This window comes from Halococcus thailandensis JCM 13552 (genome assembly GCF_000336715.1).
Taxonomy (GTDB): domain Archaea; phylum Halobacteriota; class Halobacteria; order Halobacteriales; family Halococcaceae; genus Halococcus; species Halococcus thailandensis.
Map to the genome: position 1 here is coordinate 1 of NZ_AOMF01000171.1, position 17376 is coordinate 17376.

The 17376-nt window shown below is 65.9% G+C and carries 19 protein-coding genes, 1 tRNA gene, 1 other RNA gene and 1 pseudogene; 15 read left to right on the forward strand and 7 right to left on the reverse strand.

Features of this window, described 5'->3' with window-relative positions; translation table 11 throughout:
- The 4 genes and pseudogenes from C451_RS16195 to rpiA all read left to right on the forward strand — a co-directional run.
- A pseudogene (locus tag C451_RS16195) lies at nucleotides 1-357 on the forward strand (malate synthase); the annotation flags it as partial.
- 52 nt (nucleotides 358-409) lie between these two features.
- Entirely contained in the window at nucleotides 410-1411 is a 1002-nt protein-coding gene (locus tag C451_RS16200) for an AIR synthase family protein (RefSeq protein ID WP_007742251.1), read from the forward strand.
- Nucleotides 1412-1536: 125 nt separating this feature from the next.
- Complete coding sequence (locus C451_RS16205; protein ID WP_049913177.1) at nucleotides 1537-2577, forward strand: NADP-dependent phosphogluconate dehydrogenase; 1041 nt, start codon at nucleotides 1537-1539, stop codon at nucleotides 2575-2577.
- 2 nt (nucleotides 2578-2579) lie between these two features.
- Nucleotides 2580-3449 (forward strand): ribose-5-phosphate isomerase RpiA, encoded by an 870-nt coding sequence (gene rpiA / locus C451_RS16210; protein ID WP_007742253.1) that lies wholly within the window; start codon nucleotides 2580-2582, stop codon nucleotides 3447-3449.
- Between the two features lies 1 nt (nucleotide 3450).
- On the opposite strand, the gene C451_RS16215 is transcribed toward rpiA, so the two are convergent.
- A complete protein-coding gene (locus C451_RS16215; protein ID WP_007742254.1) occupies nucleotides 3451-4317 on the reverse strand; it encodes a fumarylacetoacetate hydrolase family protein in 867 nt (288 codons plus the stop codon).
- Between the two features lie 96 nt (nucleotides 4318-4413).
- On the opposite strand from C451_RS16215, the gene xacF reads away from it, so the two are divergent.
- Nucleotides 4414-5877, forward strand: coding sequence for a 2,5-dioxovalerate dehydrogenase (gene xacF / locus C451_RS16220; RefSeq protein WP_049913187.1), 1464 nt, complete (start codon nucleotides 4414-4416; stop codon nucleotides 5875-5877).
- A gap of 63 nt (nucleotides 5878-5940) precedes the next feature.
- Here xacF and C451_RS16225 read toward each other — a convergent pair.
- Nucleotides 5941-6015 (reverse strand) — tRNA-Arg (locus tag C451_RS16225).
- A gap of 87 nt (nucleotides 6016-6102) precedes the next feature.
- On the opposite strand from C451_RS16225, the gene C451_RS16230 reads away from it, so the two are divergent.
- Together C451_RS16230 and C451_RS16235 are read left to right on the forward strand one after the other, a co-directional pair.
- Entirely contained in the window at nucleotides 6103-6942 is an 840-nt protein-coding gene (locus C451_RS16230; RefSeq protein WP_007742256.1) for a geranylgeranylglycerol-phosphate geranylgeranyltransferase, read from the forward strand.
- Nucleotides 6943-6980: 38 nt separating this feature from the next.
- The gene (locus C451_RS16235; protein ID WP_007742257.1) at nucleotides 6981-7388 is read left to right on the forward strand and encodes a CoA-binding protein; all 408 of its coding nucleotides are present in this window, start codon (nucleotides 6981-6983) and stop codon (nucleotides 7386-7388) included.
- 41 nt (nucleotides 7389-7429) lie between these two features.
- Here the strand turns inward: C451_RS16235 and C451_RS16240 are convergent, their stop codons facing one another.
- Complete coding sequence (locus C451_RS16240) at nucleotides 7430-7747, reverse strand: DUF5798 family protein (protein WP_049913178.1); 318 nt, start codon at nucleotides 7745-7747, stop codon at nucleotides 7430-7432.
- 84 nt (nucleotides 7748-7831) lie between these two features.
- Here C451_RS16240 and C451_RS16245 point away from each other — a divergent pair, with 84 nt between their 5' ends.
- Nucleotides 7832-8242 carry a DUF7548 family protein gene (locus C451_RS16245; protein WP_007742263.1) on the forward strand — a complete coding sequence of 137 codons (411 nt, stop codon included), beginning with the start codon at nucleotides 7832-7834 and terminating at the stop codon, nucleotides 8240-8242.
- 355 nt (nucleotides 8243-8597) lie between these two features.
- An RNA gene (gene ffs / locus C451_RS21185) (signal recognition particle sRNA) lies at nucleotides 8598-8910 on the forward strand.
- A gap of 65 nt (nucleotides 8911-8975) precedes the next feature.
- On the opposite strand, the gene C451_RS23850 is transcribed toward ffs, so the two are convergent.
- From C451_RS23850 to mvaD, 3 genes are all read right to left on the reverse strand, one after another.
- The gene (locus C451_RS23850; protein WP_007742264.1) at nucleotides 8976-9581 is read right to left on the reverse strand and encodes a hypothetical protein; all 606 of its coding nucleotides are present in this window, start codon (nucleotides 9579-9581) and stop codon (nucleotides 8976-8978) included.
- Between the two features lie 47 nt (nucleotides 9582-9628).
- On the reverse strand, nucleotides 9629-10753 hold the full coding sequence (locus C451_RS16255; RefSeq protein WP_007742265.1) for an NAD(P)/FAD-dependent oxidoreductase: 1125 nt from the start codon (nucleotides 10751-10753) through the stop codon (nucleotides 9629-9631).
- Nucleotides 10754-11179: 426 nt separating this feature from the next.
- The gene (gene mvaD / locus C451_RS16260; RefSeq protein WP_007742266.1) at nucleotides 11180-12151 is read right to left on the reverse strand and encodes a phosphomevalonate decarboxylase MvaD; all 972 of its coding nucleotides are present in this window, start codon (nucleotides 12149-12151) and stop codon (nucleotides 11180-11182) included.
- Nucleotides 12152-12255: 104 nt separating this feature from the next.
- On the opposite strand from mvaD, the gene nth reads away from it, so the two are divergent.
- On the forward strand, nucleotides 12256-12942 hold the full coding sequence (gene nth, locus C451_RS16265; protein WP_007742268.1) for an endonuclease III: 687 nt from the start codon (nucleotides 12256-12258) through the stop codon (nucleotides 12940-12942).
- A 148-nt stretch (nucleotides 12943-13090) separates the two neighbouring features.
- Here the strand turns inward: nth and C451_RS16270 are convergent, their stop codons facing one another.
- The gene (locus C451_RS16270; RefSeq protein ID WP_007742270.1) at nucleotides 13091-13579 is read right to left on the reverse strand and encodes a DUF7321 family protein; all 489 of its coding nucleotides are present in this window, start codon (nucleotides 13577-13579) and stop codon (nucleotides 13091-13093) included.
- Between the two features lie 92 nt (nucleotides 13580-13671).
- On the opposite strand from C451_RS16270, the gene C451_RS16275 reads away from it, so the two are divergent.
- The 5 genes from C451_RS16275 to C451_RS16295 are packed head-to-tail and all read left to right on the forward strand — an operon-like array spanning nucleotide 13672 to nucleotide 17376.
- Nucleotides 13672-14577: a DUF7319 domain-containing protein gene (locus tag C451_RS16275; protein ID WP_007742271.1), complete on the forward strand. Its 906-nt coding sequence runs from the start codon at nucleotides 13672-13674 to the stop codon at nucleotides 14575-14577.
- Between the two features lie 57 nt (nucleotides 14578-14634).
- Nucleotides 14635-15285, forward strand: a complete 651-nt coding sequence (locus C451_RS16280) for a plastocyanin/azurin family copper-binding protein (protein ID WP_007742272.1) — start codon at nucleotides 14635-14637, stop codon at nucleotides 15283-15285.
- Between the two features lie 2 nt (nucleotides 15286-15287).
- Nucleotides 15288-15677, forward strand: a complete 390-nt coding sequence (locus tag C451_RS16285) for a DUF7318 family protein (RefSeq protein WP_004055462.1) — start codon at nucleotides 15288-15290, stop codon at nucleotides 15675-15677.
- Nucleotides 15678-15679: 2 nt separating this feature from the next.
- Nucleotides 15680-16585 carry a hypothetical protein gene (locus tag C451_RS16290; protein ID WP_007742275.1) on the forward strand — a complete coding sequence of 302 codons (906 nt, stop codon included), beginning with the start codon at nucleotides 15680-15682 and terminating at the stop codon, nucleotides 16583-16585.
- Nucleotides 16582-17376, forward strand: a complete 795-nt coding sequence (locus C451_RS16295) for a cytochrome b (RefSeq protein WP_004055460.1) — start codon at nucleotides 16582-16584, stop codon at nucleotides 17374-17376. The genes C451_RS16290 and C451_RS16295 overlap by 4 nt, the downstream gene beginning before the upstream one ends.

A 17376-nucleotide genomic window follows, 5' to 3' on the forward strand; every position in this document is an offset into this window, starting at 1 on the left:
ACCGTCGGGAGCGACGAGCGCCACCTCGACGAGGAGGAACTCAGCGAGGAGCTGCTCGACATGGTCGAGTACGTCCCGAGCATGGACGATATCGTCGACTCGATGGAGCAGTTCGAAGAAGCCCGTGATGCCGGCACCGGTGCGATCGCGATGGAGCGCGCCGCGACCATCGAGATCGACGGCATCTCGGTGGACGTCTCGAACGATCGGATGTGGGACGAGGCGACCTATCAGGCGTCGATGACGCCCGTCAGCCTCTTCCAGGACGTCTACGAGCACCGTCCGGACCAGCACGACGACCTCGAGGAGCTCTACAGTCCCGACGTCGTCGAGCGTGCCACCGACGTCGGCAACTGATCGGCCCGATCCGAACCGAACACCGTTTTTATCGGTAGCGAGTAACGCCGTCATGCCAGCATACGGTAAAGTCGACGGTGCCTTCTTCGACGAACACATCTACCCGCATCTCGGTGCCGAGCGCGAGGAAGTCGTGCTCGGCCCGCAGCACGGCGTCGACTTCGGGGTCGTCGATCTTGACGACAGATCGCTGGTCGTCGCCACCGATCCGATCTCCGTTCTCCCGGAACTCGGCTTCGAGCGCGCGGGCCGGTTCGCCTTCGAGGTCGTCTGTGCCGACGTCGCGGTCTCGGGGCTCCCGCCGGCCTATCTCTCGCTCGATTTCACGCTCCCGCCGTCGATGACCGACGCCGAATTTGCTACTTTCTGGCAGGCGTTCGACCGTGAGGCCAGTGATCTGGGTGCGAGTGTCGTCGCGGGCCACACCGCCCGCTACGAGGGCTGTTCGTTCCCCTGGGTCGGCGGCGCGACGGTGATGGCCGTCGGCGATCGGGACGAGATCGTTCGCCCGGACGGCGCGCGTCCCGGCGACACGCTCCTGTTGACGACCGGTCCCGCGGTCGAGGCGGTCGGTCTGCTGACGACGCTGTTCGGTGACGAGATGGATCTGCCCGAGTCGACGCTCGATACGGCCCGCGAGCGCCTCGACGATGCGCAGGCCGTGCGCGACGCGCTCGCGGCCGCGGCCGCCGGTCCGGTGACGGCGATGCACGACGTGACCGAAGGCGGACTCCGCGGCGCGCTCTGCGAGATGACCGAAAGCACCGGCGTACGCTTCGACATCGATCGCGAGCGCGTGCCGATGCGCCCCGGCGTCGAACCCGTTTGCGAGTTCCTCGACATCGACCCGTGGGCGGCGACCAGCGCCGGCTCGCTCCTGCTCGCGGTCGATTCTTCGGGCGTCGACCCCGTTCTCGACGCGCTTGCATCCCGCGGGACGACCGCGGCCGTCGTCGGCGAGGTTTCGGAGGGAACTGGGGCGTACGTCGACGACGAGCGGATCGAACCGCCCGCCGCGGACCCGTCGTGGGACGTCTACGCCGACTACGTTTAGTGACCCAGACGGGCCGACGAATGCAGGCGATAGTTCTATACTCTCGTGCTGTGAGGTGATTGACGAACGGCACGCGATCCAGCGATCGTGGCGATCGAACGACAGCGGCTCAGCAGGATCCATTCATGTCAGACACTGATCTCGAACTCGGCATCGTCGGATTGGGAAAGATCGGCGGCAACCTCGCGAAACAGGCCGTCGAGAAGGACGTTCGGGTGGTCGGTTTCGATACGGCCGACCGTCCGGAGCTCGAAGAGGAAGGCGTCGAAGTCCACGACGCGGGCGCGTACGACACGCTCGTCGACGAACTCGACGCGCCACGGGTGATCTACCTCTCGCTGCCCGCCGGCCCGATGATCGACGACGAACTCGACGACCTGCTCGACCAGCTGGCGGAGGGCGACGTCGTGATGGACGGCGGCAACTCCTTCTGGCGCGACTCGATCCGCCGCGAGGAGCGCGCGTGGGACCAGGGGATCTACTACCTCGACACGGGCACCAGCGGTGGCCCACCGCGCGCGAGCGAGGGAGCCTGCTTCATGGTTGGCGGCAAGGAGGACGGGTTCGAGATCGCCGAACCGTATCTCGATCTGCTCTCGGTCGACGGGGGACTGCTCCACGTCGGTCCGCCGGGTAGCGGCCACTTCGTCAAACTCGTCCACAACGGTATCGAGTTCGGCATGCTCCAGTCGATCGCCGAGGGCGTCGAGCTGCTGGAGGCGGGCCAGTTCGATCTCGACATGGCCGACGTCTTCCACAACTGGTCGAACGGCGCGGTCATCGAGAGCTGGCTGGTCGAACTGATGGAGAAGGGGCTGCGCAAGGAGAACCAGCAGTCCGACGCACCCGATTTCGACGACGTTCCGAACTACATCGAGGACACCGGCGAGGTCAACTGGCTCGTGAGCGAGGCGTACAAGGGCGAGACGCCGATCCCCGTCATCAGCCAGTCGGTCACCGAACTGTTCAAATCACGCGGCAACCAACGCCACGCCTACCGAGCCATCGCGATGATGCGCCACGGCTTCGGCGAACACCCCTTCGGCGAGGACGAGGGTATCAGGAGCGAACGCCTGCACGGGCGGGTCGACAACGAGGCGCGTCACGATCTCCGCGACGACGAGGACGTCGACCCGGTCGGACCGCTCGCCGACGAGGAGGAGTAACCATGGCAAAGGAATTCACCGACGACGAGAACGATATCCACGTTTGGGCCGCAACCGAAGACGAAGTGGTCGAAGACGCCCGCGAGCAACTCGATGCGGCGGGCGTCGAGATGGACGAATCGGCAATCCGCGAGCGGATCGCCATCATCCCGTCGCCGCGGCGCATCAAGAGCGGCACCGACGGCGTCTTCGACGAGCGCCGGCGGCGGGGTGGCGAGCGCACAGCACAGGACGTCGTCGAGAGCGGGATGGACGTCGGTCTCGGCACCGGCAGCACGACCGCGTGGGCGGTCGCCGAGATCGGGCGGCTGCTCCGCGAGGGCGAACTGGAGGACGTCCGCGGCGTCGCCACGTCGCTCCAGAGTCACGAACTCGCCAAGGAGACGGGCATCCCACTCGTCAATCTCGACGAAGTGACCGAACTCGACGTGACGATCGACGGTGCGGATCAGTATTCCGAGGAGGAACCCACGGTGATCAAGGGTGGCGGCGGCGCGCACGCCCGCGAGAAGATCATCGACGCGATGGCAGATCGACTCGTCATCGCCACCGACGAGGAGAAGGCCACCGACCCGCTCGACTATCCCGTGCCTGTGGAGGTGATGCCCGACGCACGCGAAGTCGTCGCCGAGGACCTCAGAGATGTTGGCGGCGACCCCGAACTCCGAATGGCCGAGCGCAAGGACGGGCCCCTGTTCACCGCCAACGGCAATCTCGTCATCGACTGCGACTTCGGCGGGCTCGACGATACCAGCGGGACCGCCCGCGACATCGAGCAGATCCCCGGCGTACTCGAACACGGGATCTTCCTCGATATGGTCGACGACGTCTATCTCGGAACCGAAGACGACGTCGAGACGGTCTCGTTCTGAACTAAACCGTCGTTACCCCGTTTTCGAGCCGACCGACGTTTTCGATCCCGATGGCGATCTCGTCGTCGGCTTCGAGCGTGAACTCTTCGGGCACCAGCGACGTGCCCGTAAGGAGGACGGCGAGCTCGGGGACCTGGTTGTGGCGATTCAGATAGGAGACGAGTTCCTCGGGCGAGCGTACGAGCTGGGAGGTCGAGGTGCTGTCGTCGAACATGACCTCCTCGCCGCGTTCGATCCGCATCGAGAGTTCGAGATCCTGTGGATCACCGACGGTTTCGGGCGAGGCGATCGCGGGCCCGATGGCACAGCAGCGGTCGTAGATCTTGGCCTGCGGGAGATAGAGCGGGTTGTCGCCCTCGATCGAGCGGCTGCTCATGTCGTTACCGACGGTGTAGCCGACGATGTCGCCGCGGTGGACGACTACGGCGAGTTCGGGTTCGGGCACGTCCCAGTCTGAATCCCCGCGGATCCCCACTTTCTCGCCCGGCCCCACCGTCCGGGATGCGGTGGCTTTGAAGAACAGTTCCGGTCGATCACCCTCGAAGACGCCCTGATAGATCTCGCCACGGCCGCTCTCCTCCTCGCGGGCGTCGCTGCTGACCTGATAGGTGACGCCGGCAGCCCACACTTCGTCGGGGACGGCGGGCACCGTCGCGCGCGAGGCGACCGAATCGGCGTCGAGCAGCGGCGCGTCCGCGGTCAACCCCTCCACGACGCCGTCGATGCCCGTGCCGAGCACGTCGGCGACGCTCGCCAGCGCGGCGAACGAGTCGAGCCCCTCGCGTGCGGCCGTGAGATCGTAGGCCTTCTCGCCGTCGCGGGCGACGAGCCGTGCCGCCCCGTCCTGGATCGTGCGGTAGTAGCGCATAGTAGGTCGTGGTGGGCCGTCCACAAAGTTTCACGGGGTGGGGCTTGCTATCGAAGCCGAAAGAGGGGTATGCCCTGGTCCCGTAGCCATCTGGAGATGGCAGATACTTACGAGAACTACGTCGACGGTGAGTGGCGCGCGAGCGAAACCGGTGACACCTTCGAGGTGCGCAACCCATCGGACACGACCCAGGTCGTCGCCGAAGTCCAGCAATCGAGCGAGGCTGACGCCAACGGGGCCGTCGAGGCGGCCGCGGCCGCACAGGACGAGTGGGCCGACACGCCCGGTCCCGCGCGCGGGAAGTTCCTGCGCGAGACGGCAAAGCGGATGGATCAGCGCCGCGACGAACTCGCCGAGACGCTCGCGAGCGAGGAGGGGAAGACGCTCTCGGAGGCGTCCGGCGAGGTGGGTCGTGCGGTCAACATCTTCTACTACTACGCCGAGCGCGCGATGGACTACGCCGGCGAGAGCTACAACCCGAGCGCGCAGGGACAGAACCTCTACACCGTGCGCGAGCCGGTGGGCGTCGCCGGGCTGATCACGCCCTGGAACTACCCCATCGCGATCCCCGCCTGGAAGATGGCCCCGGCGCTCGCGACGGGCAACACCGTCGTCTGTAAGCTCTCGGGCGACGCACCGACGGTCTATCTGAAGGTTGTCGAGTGCATGGACGAGGCCACCGACGCGGCTGGCGTGCCCGACGGCGTCGTCAACGTGCTCACCGGGAGCGGCGAGGAGGTCGGCCAGCCGATCATCCAGCACGAGGACGTCGACGCGGTCTCGTTCACCGGCAGTCGGCAGGTCGGCGATATGATCTACGAGCAGGCCACCGACGCCCACAAGCGCATCCAGACCGAGCTCGGCTCGAAGAACCCGACGATCGTGACCGAGAGCGCCGACATCGAGGAGGCCGCACGGATCGTCGGCGGCGGTGCCTTCGGTGTCACGGGGCAGGCCTGTACCGCGACCGAGCGCGTGCTCGTCCACGAATCGGTCGAAGAGGAGTTCGTCGACGCGCTCGTCGACTACGCCGAGGGTGTCGAGATCGGCCATTCGGTCGAGGATCCCGGGATGGGACCGAAAGTCTCCGAGAGCGAGCTCGAAACCACACTCGACTACATCGAGACCGCACAGGACGAGGGCGCGACGATCGAGTACGGCGGTGGCCAGCCCGAGGGCAGCGAGTACGAGGACGGCCACTTCGTCGAGCCGACGGTCGTCACGGGGCTCGACTCCGACGCGACCGTGATGCAGGAGGAGGTCTTCGGCCCGTTCGCCGGGATCATGACGTTCTCCGATCTGGACGAGGCGATCGAACTCGCCAACGATGTCGAATACGGGCTCGCCGCAGGGATCGTCACCGAGGATCACAACGAAGCCAACCGGTTCGTCGACGAGATCGACTTCGGCATCGTGAAGGTCAACGAAGCCACCACGGGATTGGAACTCCACGTGCCCTTCGGCGGGATGAACGCCTCCTCCAGCGAGACCTACCGCGAGCAGGGCGAGGAGGGGATGGACTACTTCACCATCATCAAAACCGTCTACGACAGTTACTGAAACGACTCCCTCTTTCCGAACGAACTGCGTGCGACTATCGACTTATTTCGCTCGTCGGATAAGTGGGCGCTGCAGGATTTGAACCCGCGACAGCTTGGTCCGAAGCCAAGTACTCTGTCCAAACTGAGCTAAGCGCCCGTACTCCTCGATTGCGCCGAGTCGTAGTTAAATCCCCCGGTCGTCGCGTTTCGCGCCATTTATGCGGATACCGCCGGGAGAAGGGCCATGTCCGGCGAGCGTGCTCGCGGCCTGCTCGAACTCACCAGACCCGTCAACGCCGTCGCCGCGGGGATGCTCACGTTCATCGGTGCGTTCGTCGCCGGTGGTCTCGACGCGTCGATCGCGGTCGGGGCGGCCGTCGGTGCGACGGTTCTCGCCACCGCCGCGGGCAACGCGATGAACGACTACTTCGACCGCGAGATCGACCGGATCAACGAGCCCGACCGCCCGATCCCTCGGGGTGCGGTCACGCCCCGGGCGGCGCTGTGGTTCAGCGTGCTGCTGTTTGGCGGCGCAGTCGTGCTCGCGCTCGCGCTCCCGCTCGTCGCCATCGCCATCGCCGTCGTCAACCTCGTCGCGCTCGTCGCCTACACGGAACTGTTCAAGGGACTGCCCGGCGTCGGCAACCTCGTCGTCGGCTATCTCGGCGGGAGCACGTTCCTGTTCGGTGCGGCGGCCGTCGGGCGGATCACCGAGGCGGTCGTCGTGCTGTTCGCGCTCGCGGCGCTGTCGACGGTCGCCCGCGAGATCGTCAAGGACATCGAGGACGTCGCGGGCGACCGTCGCGAGGGGCTCCATACCTTACCGATCGCCATCGGCGAGCGCCCAGCGCTCTGGCTCGCGATCGCGCTGCTCGCGATCGCGCTGCTCGCCAGCCCCTTGCCCTATCTCCAGGAGACGTTCGGCTGGCCGTATCTCGCCGTCGTCGCGATCGCCGATCTGGTCATGGCCGTCGCGGCCGTCGAGAGCTTCGGCGACCCCACTGCAGGGCAGGAACACCTGAGCTACGCGATGTTCCTCGCGGGCGGCGCGTTCGTCGTCGGCCGGCTCGCGGTCGCCGTGTAGGCCGGTGTTCTTATCCTCGCCGGCGGCCTATCTCTACTATGCCAGTCACTGACGACGACGAGCTCCGCGCGATCCTCGATCACGAGACGGTGGCGGTCGTCGGCTGTTCGTCGACGCCGGGCAAGGACGCCCACGAGATCCCGCGCTACCTCCGCGAGCACGGCTACGAGGTGATCCCGGTGAACCCCCACGCCGACGAGATCTTCGACCGCGAGGCCGACGACTCGCTCGCCGACGTGGACGAAGAGATCGACATCGTCGACGTGTTTCGGCCGAGCGACGAGGTGAGTGGGATCGTCGACGCGGCGCTCGACCGCGAAGATTCGCCCGTCATCTGGACGCAGCTCGGCATTCGTGACGAGGAGGCGACCGAACGCGCCGAAGCGGATGGCCGGCAGGTCGTCGTGGATCGCTGTATGAAGGTCGAACACCAGCGACTCTGCTGAACGGATCGGTTAGAAGAACCGAAATAGCGGCGAACGTGTGGTTATTCTCCAGTCGCAGTCGTTCCGTCGGCGTCGTCGGTCGTCGATCCGGCGTCGCTCGCGTGGCCGGGTTCGGCCTCCTCGATGGCCGCTCCGGCGAGCAGTGAATCGACGTCGATGTCCTGCTCGCGCGCTAGCGCATCCAGGATGGCGCGCTGGTCGTCGAGATCGCGTTCGATACGCTCGACGCGTTCGCTCGTCGTCTCGACGTGTGCCTTGACCTCGTTGACTCGTGTACGGAGTTCGTCGACCTTCTCGTAGAGCGTTTCGGCCATGTCGGCCACCCGCTGGAGCTTCTTCGCCGTGTTGCCGAGTCCCATGTCGGTCGGTTGGCGCGAAGCCACGTGGCTCTTTGGTTCGCGCTCGAACGGGGCGATTAAGACGCCGCCGGTCGAAACGTGGGTATGGACGGGTCGCGGGTCGCCCCGCTTGTCGGCATCGTCGGCTGTGGTCTCGTTTTGCTGGCGCTTCTCGCGCCGTATCTCGGTGCCGACGCCGGCGCGATCGGCATCTACTACGGCGACGGGGCGGTCAACCCGCTTGTCGCCGGACTGTTCGCCGCGGTGACGGTGATCGTCCTCGCCGCCGGGCGCTCGGGCCGGACCGATCCCGCGACCGCCGCCGGCGTCGCGCTCGTGTTCGGTCTCGTGATCGTCGGCGTCTCGCTCGTCTGGAGCCTGACAGTGCCCGAGAGCACCGTCTTCCAGCTGTCGACCACCTCGCTCATCGAGTTCCATCGCTGGCTGCTGACCCTCGTCTCGCTCGTGGTTCCGGCCAGCGGTGCCTGGTACGCTCGCGCACTCGCGCTCGTGTAGAGGTTCCCGCCATCGTTGGCGGGGCACAACTGAAGACATGACCACTTCTGGTGTCTGTGCACGTGGCTGCTGGCCGAGAGAACGCGTCCTGGTGGATGAAGGGCGAGCATCCCGTAGGGATGCGAGGGCTTCGGCGGTGTGGTTGCGGAGCGGCTTGCGGAACGTGTCGTGATTTTGTACCGCGAACGAGCAGCGCGAGTGAGCGGGCCGAGGAGTGACCGAAGCGAGGCGCGGAGCGCCTCGGGCCATTCACGCGGCGGAGCCGCGCGAAGACAGCGACGGAGCGACCGACGGGAGCGACTGAGTGCAGCAAAAGGTGGAACGAAAAGTCCTTATGCGGGAGTTAGCTATTTCGAACCGGACTAGGTCGGGCAGTTAGGCCCTGCTCTCAACCCGCACCACGGTCTTCAGCGGGGACCGAACCCTGGGCGCGTCCGGACAGACCGGCACGGGCCCCGCAAGCCAACGTCGAAGCCTCGTCCGTCGGGGGCGGCGGTCCGTGGGCGTTCGTCCGCAGGGACGACCGGCCGCGGTTAGTCGGCGGCAGTCCGTCAGGCGCGGAAGCGAGCAGCGGACCGCCGGACAGCCATCGCTCGACGGGTCGCGGGGTGGAGGAGGCACGCGGGCTTCCCCGTGCCGGAACGCCGGGCAACCCCGGGCGTCCGTCTCTGTTTCATATCCATCAGTACGGCGTATCGAACGGTCTTCAACTCAAAAACAGCACTCGCCGTCGCTACTCCGAATCGACGTCGATCTCCTCACCGTCGACGTACACCTCGACGTTGTCCCCGCCCTCGAAGTCCGTAATCTCGCCGGTGATCCGGTAGGCGTCACCGCCGCCGCCGAGCCGCCCGGCGACGGTCGAGCCGGAGATGATGTCGAGATCGGGGTCCTGCGTCACGCCGCTGTCGTCGATCGGCGCGCCGTAGCTCTGTCCGCGACGCTCGATCGAGCCCGTGACCGTCATCCGGTAGTTCACCTTCTCGTCGGGCTCGCCGCCGATGATGACGACGTGTTTCGCCTCACCGGTCGTCGTCTGCGTCTCGGTCGCAGTCGGTGTCGCTGTGGCGGTTGCGGTCGGTGTCGCCGTGGCTGTCGGCGATGGCGTGGCCGTCGCGGTCGGCGTCGACGACGCCGTCGTGGTCGCCACCTGTCCCTGGATCGTCGGCGTCGGCGCTTGGGTCGCCGTCTGCGTCGTCTCGGCCACGTCGGTCGTGGTCGCGTTCGATTCGACGGTGGTCGTCTCGCCGGCCTCGTTCGGAGCCGTCGCGAGCTGTGAACAGCCCGCGAGCAACAGCATGGCTGCGAGCACCACGCTCAGTGCGACGCGTCTGGTCATACCTCAATCAGCCGGCGTGCCGCCTATAATACCCTCGATAATCGTCGTCAGTCGCTCGCCAGCTCCTCGCGAACGAGATCGGCGGCGTTCGCGATCGCGCCGACCGAGGAGAGATAGCCCGCGCCGACGGTGGTCTTCATCGCTTTCGCCGCCGTTCCGCGGAAGACGGTCGGTCCGACCTGTGCCACTGCGCCGTCGCCGACGCTGACGAGCCAGCCCGGCGCGTCGAACCTGAACCGCTCCGGCCGCGGATCGAATATCTCGTCAGTCCCATCGTGTTCGACGATATCGACGATGCTCCCGGCGACGCTGTGTGCCTCGCGCACGGCCGCCGCGGCGCTCGCGGGCACTGCTGCCCCATCGGCGTCCGTGACCCGCCCGGCATCGCCGACGACGAACGTATCCCCACCGAGTTCGAGCGTGTCGGACACGATCGGTCGCTCGCCGGAGAGTGCGCCCGGTCCGCGGATGCCGCCGGTCCAGAGGAACTGGTCGTAGTCGATCGTCTCGTGCTCGCACTCGATCGTCTCGTCGGTGGCGCGCTCGACGGCCCGTCCGGTCCGGACGACCACGCCACGGCTTTCGAGTTCCTCGCGGACCGCCTCCTGGAACGCCGCCGGGAAGTTGGGGGCGACGCTGTCGAGGCGTTCGAGCAGGAGTACCTCGCGGTCGATTTCCTCCTCGCGCGCGAGTGCGGTCAACTCGCCCGCCACCTGCACGCCCGAGAGCCCCGCACCGCCGACGACGACCCGGCCGCCGGCATCGAGATCGAGGAACTCCTCACGGATGCGGGCAGCGTCGGGCAGCCGCTTCAGGGGCGTGGCCTGCTCCTCGACGCCGGGTAGGTCGTGAAAGGCCGTCTCGGCACCGAGACAGACTGCAGCGACGTCGTACTCTAGTTGGTCGTCGTCGAGCTCGGCGACACCCTGTTCGTGGTCGACGTCCGTGACGCGCGCGACGCGGACGGTCGCACGGTCGAGGGCGTCGTCGAGCGCGACCGTGATCTCGTCGGCGAGCGCCGGCCGGCGAACCACTCTGTGGAGTTCGTGCTGGACGAGATGGTCCGGCCGGTCGTTGACGACGACCAGCTCGGCCGATTCGGGCAGCTCCTTCTCCAGCTGGCGGGCGAGCGTGAGACCGGCGTAGCCGGCCCCGAGAACGGCAATTCGCATCGTTGACCGTAGGAGCTAGTCGGTTATATGGCTTGAGAATGCGGTTCTTCAGATATTCCTCTCCCCGAGTCGTGTTCTCATTCTTAGTATGGGTATTTTGATAATGCGCTATCGCGGAGTTCCGCACTCGCACGTTACAACTGAGGACCGCAAGCCACACCCTCCCCAGCCGACTCACCTCCCACTTTTTTACTTCACCCGCTCGCTCCGCTCGCGGGTTCGCAAAAACCTGGACTAAAAACTCCCGCTCGCTCGGCTTCGCCTCGCTCGCGGTTCAACACCTGACCTTCCACCACCGAATCGTACCGCACCACATCCTCCCCAGCCGATTCGCTCACTTCCCCCGGTCGTTCGCTCATCCCTCGCGCGAGTCGCGCCTACGGCGCTCCCGCGCGCCACCGCAATCGCGTAGTTGTAATCGTTGATTTAAAACAAGGCTTCCGACTCGTCGAGGACGCGCGCGGGGCCACCGACCTCCCACGTTCGGGTTTCGACGCCACAGTCGGCGACGGCGCTCTCGACGCGATCGACGTGTTCGGCCGTCGTGTTGACGTAGACGCTCGCGCCGGTGTCGGTCGAGAAGTAGACCGGAACGCCCGATTCGCGGAGATCGCGCACCACGTCGAAGATTTCGAGCGTCGTGGGCTGCCAGTAGACCCAGCCGGAGGGACCGGTCATCGTCGTCGCGGCGAGCGAGAGCGAGTCGTGCTCGGCGAGTTCGAACGTCCGCTCGAAATCGTCGCTACGGAGCGCGTCGCGCATCTCAGCGAGCTGGCCGTGGATGTGGGCGAGGCGTGCCTCGAACATGTGGCTATCGGCGGCCTCGCGGTGGGCTTCCTCGGTTTCCTTGTACGCGGGCACGAGCGCGCTCACGATCCGGAGATCGTCTTCGAGGCCGCTCTCGATGCGTTCCGAGCGACAGTCGGTATCGTTCAGCCCGGCGTGGAGATCGGAAAACCCACCCGTCACCGCGCGTGCAGCCGAGGCAGACCCGCGCCGCGCGACCGTCGAGATCTCCGGCAGCGAGAGATCGAGTTCCGCCGCCGCACAGAGCGCCCGCGCCGCCGCCGCGAAGCCCGACGACGAGGAGCCAAAGCCCACGTTCGTCGGGAAGTCGTTCTCGCTCTCGAAGCGTACGTGGCTGCTGATTCCCGCGCGCTCGCGAACGTGCGAGACGACCGCTTCGATGCGCTCGCGACCCCGCCCGTCGACCGTTTCGCCGTCGATGACGTACCGATCCTCGTCGAGCGATTCGTCGAACGCCACGGTCGTCGTGGTGCTGCTCGGCGCGGTGCAGACGCTGATCGAGTCGTGATAGGGGAGTCTGAGTTCGTCGTCGCGCATTCCGTGGTACTTCACGAGCCCCTGGATCGGGTGTGCCCGCGCAGTGGCTTTCATACCCGTGTGGCGGGCGACGCGCGAATAAACGTCCCGGAACGGACAGGCGAACGTGCCATCCGTGGAACCGAACGCCTCAAACCGCGCTCGATCGGACGCGGCACATGGGCACGCCGCTCGATTCGCGTGAGGCACAGGCCACTGCCGTTATCGACCGTCTCGACGCGGAGTATCCGGACACGACCATCTCGCTCGATTTCTCGAATCGGTTCGAACTGCTCGTCGCGGTGATCCTCTCCGCACAGTGTACCGATGCGCGGGTCAACGAGACCACCGACGAGCTCTTCGAGAGCTACCCCTCGCCGGAAGCGTTCGCGAACGCACCTCAGGAGGAACTCGCCGAGGCGCTGAACTCGATCACCTACTACAACAACAAGGCGAGCTACATCCGTGAGTCGGCTCAGATCGTCGTCGAGGAGTACGACGGAGACGTTCCCGACACGATGGGCGAACTCACCGAACTGCCAGGTGTCGGCCGGAAGACGGCGAACGTCGTCCTCCAGCACGGCTACGACGTGGTCGAGGGAATCGTCGTCGACACGCACGTCCAGCGGCTGACGCGACGGCTCGGACTCACCGAGGAGCAGCGACCCGAGCGCATCGAGGAAGACCTGATGGAGTTCGTCCCCGCCGAACGCTGGCAGGCGTTCACGCATCTGTTCATCGACCACGGACGGGCGACCTGCACGGCGCGCAACCCGGAGTGTGGGGACTGTGTGCTCGAAGACATCTGTCCGTCGTCGAAGGTGGATTCGTCGACCGACCTCGCCAGCGGCGAGGAGTGGGCCTGAGTCGTTTCGGACGGTTCCGTGTCGTTTCGTCGCAAAACGAACGAACGATCGACGGTGGTTTTTGTGTGGGGGTCGAGCGACGAGACGCAGCCGGCGGGGCTGCACGTGGCATCCACCGTCCGACCTCCGTCGGGCGGTGTACCGTTCATCAGAAAAAATAGGCGAACGCGAAGCGAGCGATGCCGACGAGATAGGCCAGCAGCCAGAAGATCACGTAGCCGAAGACGCCGATGCGCAGCCGGTTTCGCCAGTGATCCATCCGGTCGGAGCCGATCTCCGAGAGCAGCACGTCCTCGTCGTAGTCGTGATAGAGGTTGTACTTCCGTTTCGCCCGGAAGATGCGGACAATCCCCGTGAAGGCGAACGCGAGCAGCGCGTAGGCTTGCAGCCCGAGAAAGGCGTGCAGGGCGGACGCGCCACCGAGCTGGCCGAACAGGCGGGGGAGCATCCAGACCAGCAGCGGCACGGTCGTGAGCGTCAGTCCGGTGACGATGAACTTGAGATGGTAGACGAGCACGCCCCACGTCACCTTCTCGGTGTCGATCATGATCCACGCGCCGTAGAGAAAGCAGGGAAAGCTCGCCGTGACCAGTATCGCGACGATCGTCGCCACCGTCGCGTCGGTCAGCCCGAACATGGGGAATATCGCCGTCGCGGGCGCTAAAGGCTGCCGAAACCCGTGCGCTGGCGGTCGGAAAGCCTAACCCGATCGGTGGCGTACGAAAGACGATGGCCGACTCCCGACCCACGGCGGACGAGGGAGACGAGCGGGCAGGTGAGAGCGGCACCGACGCCGACAGCGACGCGGCTGTCGGCGAGAAAGCCGACACCGGGAACAAGGATGCATCCGCAGCGACCGACGCGGACGCGGCTGACTCGACCGATCAGCTCCGCCAGCGGGTCGAGGAGACGTACGATTTCGACGATTTCGGGCCGACCGACATGGCCCAGATGAGCGCCGACGAGTGGGACGCGGCCTTCGACGCCGACTCGTGGATCACCGGCGACGAACTCCTCGCGCGCGTCGAGGCCGATCTCAGAAATCGCATCGCCGAGCGGGACGTCTTCGCCAGGCTCGAAGGCGTCGAGGACGGGCTGCTCGCCTACTCCGACGAGGGCTATGCCGTCGTCTACCCCGACGGGAGCGTCGAGGGGCGGGGCACGGTGTTGCGGGACGTCAAACCGACCGTCGCGCTCTGCTCGATGGACGACTACGACGTCGCCGAGCCGCCGGAGGGCGAACTGCTGCCGGAACCGTCGGCGGTTCCGGAGGGCGGTGGCGAGCTCGGTAACTGGATGCTCCAGCTCGTCGCCGCCGCCCAGCTGCTGGCCGGGCTCGGACTCATCGTCGCGTGGGTCTTTTTCCCCGTCGAGACGCTGTTCGCGCCGGTCGCCGGGATCGTGTTCGCCCTCGTCGCAATTTTGTTGTTCGTCCAGGTGGCGAACGCGCGGCTCTCCGACAAGTTCCGTTCGGAGGAGTACCGCGACCGACTGCGTGCGGTCGGGATCGGCTCCGACGAGCGCCCCGAGTTCCTCCCCGAGCGCTATCGCGAGCCGGCCGACGCTTCCGCCGTCGAGGGTGCCGACGACGACCCACAGACGGACGAACTGGACGACTCGGCCTCCTCCGTCTGAGGTGCGATACCCGCATCCGGTGGACTTATGCGAAGCCAGTCCAGAGTGTGGATACACATGAACAGGCGGGATTTTCTGCTGGCAGCAAGCGCCGCGGCAGGTGGTTCGGCCGCCGCCAGCGGGACCGCCGCCGCACAGCAGGGCAATGCGTCCGGCGGTGGCGGCGGGAACGCGTCCGGCGGGGGTGGCAACGCCTCCGGCGGTGGCAACCAGAGCGGTGGCGGCAATCAGAGCGCCGGCGGCGGTGGGGGCGGCGGTGGCCCGACGAAGACGGTGAAGGTCGGCCCCGGCGGCTCGCTGAAATTCGAACCCGAGACGCTCTCGCTCCCGACGGGCGGGAAGGTGAAGTTCGTCTGGGAGTCGAGCGGTCACAACGTGAGCCCGAGCAACGGCGACTGGGGCCACGAGCCGATCGAGGACAAAGGGTTCAGCTACACCACGCCGGCCTTCCAGGAAGCCGGCGCTCAGGAGTACGTCTGCACGCCACACGAGTCGGCGGGCATGGTCGGCACCATCGAGGTCGGATCGAGCGGTGGCGGCAGCGGTGGTGGCGGTGGGGAGGAAGAACCGAGCCCCGAGGAGATGGGCGTGCCGTTCCAGGCGCACTTCGTCGGGATCGCCACCATCCTGATGATGGTGCTGTCGCTGGTCTACACGTTTTTCGTCGTGAAATACGGCGAATCACCGAACGCGAAGGGAGGTGACTGAAAATGTCAACGTCAGGTAGTACCTACGGCGATATTCACCGCTACGAGCCGGCCAGAGAGAGCACCGCCGCGGCCGTCGCCATCGTGTTGCTCACCATCGTCGAGGTGGTGTTCGTCGGTCTGTTCGCCTACGGACTGATCAACGGCTGGGGGACCAGAGAGGTCGGCAACATGTATCTCGGCGCGGTGTTGGCGGTCGTCTTCGTCGATCTCGCGTTCGTCCTCCTCCTCTACCGTAAGGAGTTCCTCCCGGACGTGATGATCGTCAAGAAACGCCGGCGCAAGTGGGAAGACCTCTACATCCGCGAGGAGCAGATGGAGGGGACGAGCATGGCCGGTGGCGGGATGTGGGACAGTGTGAAACGAGCGGTCTATCCGTACTACAAGAAATAACAATGCCAGAAGACGAAGACAGCTATCCGGCTGAATCGGGACGCAGACGGTTCGTGAAGGGCGTCGTCGGTGCATCGGCGCTCGGCGCGACCGGCATCACCGGTGCGACCGGGATCAAATACGCCACCACCTCCTCGGGCTCCGGTGGTGGGGCGACGCAGTATTTCGGTATCGAGAACACTGCCGGCCCGGCACCGCGCGGGATGCCACAGATACCGGTCGAGATCGACTCGGACGGCTATCTGAAGGGCGTCTGGCCGGAGGTAGAGACGAAGACGGTCGACAACGAGGAGGTGAAGGTCGCAGAGACACAACTCGGCGGCATCACCTACTCCAGCGAGTGGTTCCAGTACTGTGGCGTCCAGACGTACGCCGGCATCGCGCCCGACGCCGATCAGGACAACTTCTTCCGCGTCTCCGAGTCGGCCTCGACGAGCTACGACTGGATGAGCGATCTGAGCGCCGGTGACAAGCTCAAGGTCAGCGATTTCGACGATTACGAGTCGTGGGGCAACGACATCGGCAAGGACGGGCTCGGCAAGCCGGCGATGGGTCGCTGGCGATCGGAGGATCTCCCGCCCCAGGAGACGGCCCCGATACAGATCCTCAGGAGCACGCGCATCGAGGATCTCGCGAAGGAGAGCGACCACCCCGAGTGGATCAAGGCGAGTACCGAGAAGGGGTTCATCGCGTGGCTGAACAAGTGTACCCACTTCTGCTGTGTGCCGGGGTTCAAGTCCTCGGCTCAGAGCGCGAAGTTCGGGGGCGCGAACGACGTCTACTGTCCCTGCCACCAGTCGGTGTACGACCCGTTCAACCCCGTGAAGCTTCAGTTCACCTCGCTCCCGCGGCCGGAGGATAGCGGCGAGAGCAGCGGGAGTAGTAGCGGCGGGGAGAGCAGCGCATGAGTCTCGAACGCCCCGACGAACACGATCACGCGGGCTGGATGGAGCAGAAGGAGCTGACACCGATCGAGAGCACGTATCTCACGGTGTTGATGTGGCTCGACAAGCGCCTGCGCATCGTCGACTATCTCGAAGTGCTGGAGAACCTCTACTACAAGGTCAACCTCCAGATGCCGAAGAGCCACACCGAGCAGTACAACCTCGACAACAAGTTCTGGTACTGGTACCCGCTCTACGCGCTCGGGAGTTTCTCGACGATCGCGTACGTCGTCGCCGCGCTCTCGGGCGCGCTGCTCGGGTTCTACTACGCCCCATCGACCGCCGGCGATCCGTCGGCGGCCTACAACGCGCTGACGATGATCATGACCGATCTCAACTTCGGGTTCTTCCTCCGGAGTCTCCACCGGTGGGCGGCGCAGGTGATGACCGCCGCCGTCTTCCTGCACATGCTGCGGGTGTATTTCACCGGCGCGTACAAGGAGCCGCGCGAACTCAACTGGATCCTCGGCATCGTCCTGATCAGCCTGACGATGGTGTTCGGCTACACGGGCTACCTGCTGACGTGGGACCAGCTCGCCTACTGGGCCGGCCAGATCGGCGTCGAGATGAGCCTCTCGATTCCGCTGATCGGCGAGTGGGTCGCCCAGCTGATCTTCGGCGGGTTCGCGCTCGGACAGGCGACGCTCATGCGGATGTATCTGTTACACGTCTTCCTGTTGCCGTTCGTCGTGACGTCGCTGATCGCCGTCCACATCGGGATCGTTTGGATGCAGGGGATCGCGGAGCCACACTAG

Bases quoted from the DNA above. Each gene is read 5' to 3' on its own strand.
- C451_RS23850 (WP_007742264.1), bottom strand. From the start codon at position 9,581: ATGACCAGACGCGTCGCACTGAGCGTGGTGCTCGCAGCCATGCTGTTG.
- C451_RS16270 (WP_007742270.1), bottom strand. From the start codon at position 13,579: ATGTTCGGGCTGACCGACGCGACGGTGGCGACGATCGTCGCGATACTG.
- C451_RS16275 (WP_007742271.1), top strand. From the start codon at position 13,672: ATGGCCGACTCCCGACCCACGGCGGACGAGGGAGACGAGCGGGCAGGT.
- mvaD (WP_007742266.1), bottom strand. From the start codon at position 12,151: ATGAAAGCCACTGCGCGGGCACACCCGATCCAGGGGCTCGTGAAGTAC.
- C451_RS16295 (WP_004055460.1), top strand. From the start codon at position 16,582: ATGAGTCTCGAACGCCCCGACGAACACGATCACGCGGGCTGGATGGAG.
- C451_RS16245 (WP_007742263.1), top strand. From the start codon at position 7,832: ATGGACGGGTCGCGGGTCGCCCCGCTTGTCGGCATCGTCGGCTGTGGT.
- C451_RS16290 (WP_007742275.1), top strand. From the start codon at position 15,680: ATGCCAGAAGACGAAGACAGCTATCCGGCTGAATCGGGACGCAGACGG.
- C451_RS16255 (WP_007742265.1), bottom strand. From the start codon at position 10,753: ATGCGAATTGCCGTTCTCGGGGCCGGCTACGCCGGTCTCACGCTCGCC.
- rpiA (WP_007742253.1), top strand. From the start codon at position 2,580: ATGGCAAAGGAATTCACCGACGACGAGAACGATATCCACGTTTGGGCC.
- C451_RS16205 (WP_049913177.1), top strand. From the start codon at position 1,537: ATGTCAGACACTGATCTCGAACTCGGCATCGTCGGATTGGGAAAGATC.
- C451_RS16235 (WP_007742257.1), top strand. From the start codon at position 6,981: ATGCCAGTCACTGACGACGACGAGCTCCGCGCGATCCTCGATCACGAG.
- nth (WP_007742268.1), top strand. From the start codon at position 12,256: ATGGGCACGCCGCTCGATTCGCGTGAGGCACAGGCCACTGCCGTTATC.
- C451_RS16200 (WP_007742251.1), top strand. From the start codon at position 410: ATGCCAGCATACGGTAAAGTCGACGGTGCCTTCTTCGACGAACACATC.
- C451_RS16240 (WP_049913178.1), bottom strand. From the start codon at position 7,747: ATGGGACTCGGCAACACGGCGAAGAAGCTCCAGCGGGTGGCCGACATG.
- C451_RS16230 (WP_007742256.1), top strand. From the start codon at position 6,103: ATGTCCGGCGAGCGTGCTCGCGGCCTGCTCGAACTCACCAGACCCGTC.
- xacF (WP_049913187.1), top strand. From the start codon at position 4,414: ATGGCAGATACTTACGAGAACTACGTCGACGGTGAGTGGCGCGCGAGC.
- C451_RS16215 (WP_007742254.1), bottom strand. From the start codon at position 4,317: ATGCGCTACTACCGCACGATCCAGGACGGGGCGGCACGGCTCGTCGCC.
- C451_RS16285 (WP_004055462.1), top strand. From the start codon at position 15,288: ATGTCAACGTCAGGTAGTACCTACGGCGATATTCACCGCTACGAGCCG.
- C451_RS16280 (WP_007742272.1), top strand. From the start codon at position 14,635: ATGAACAGGCGGGATTTTCTGCTGGCAGCAAGCGCCGCGGCAGGTGGT.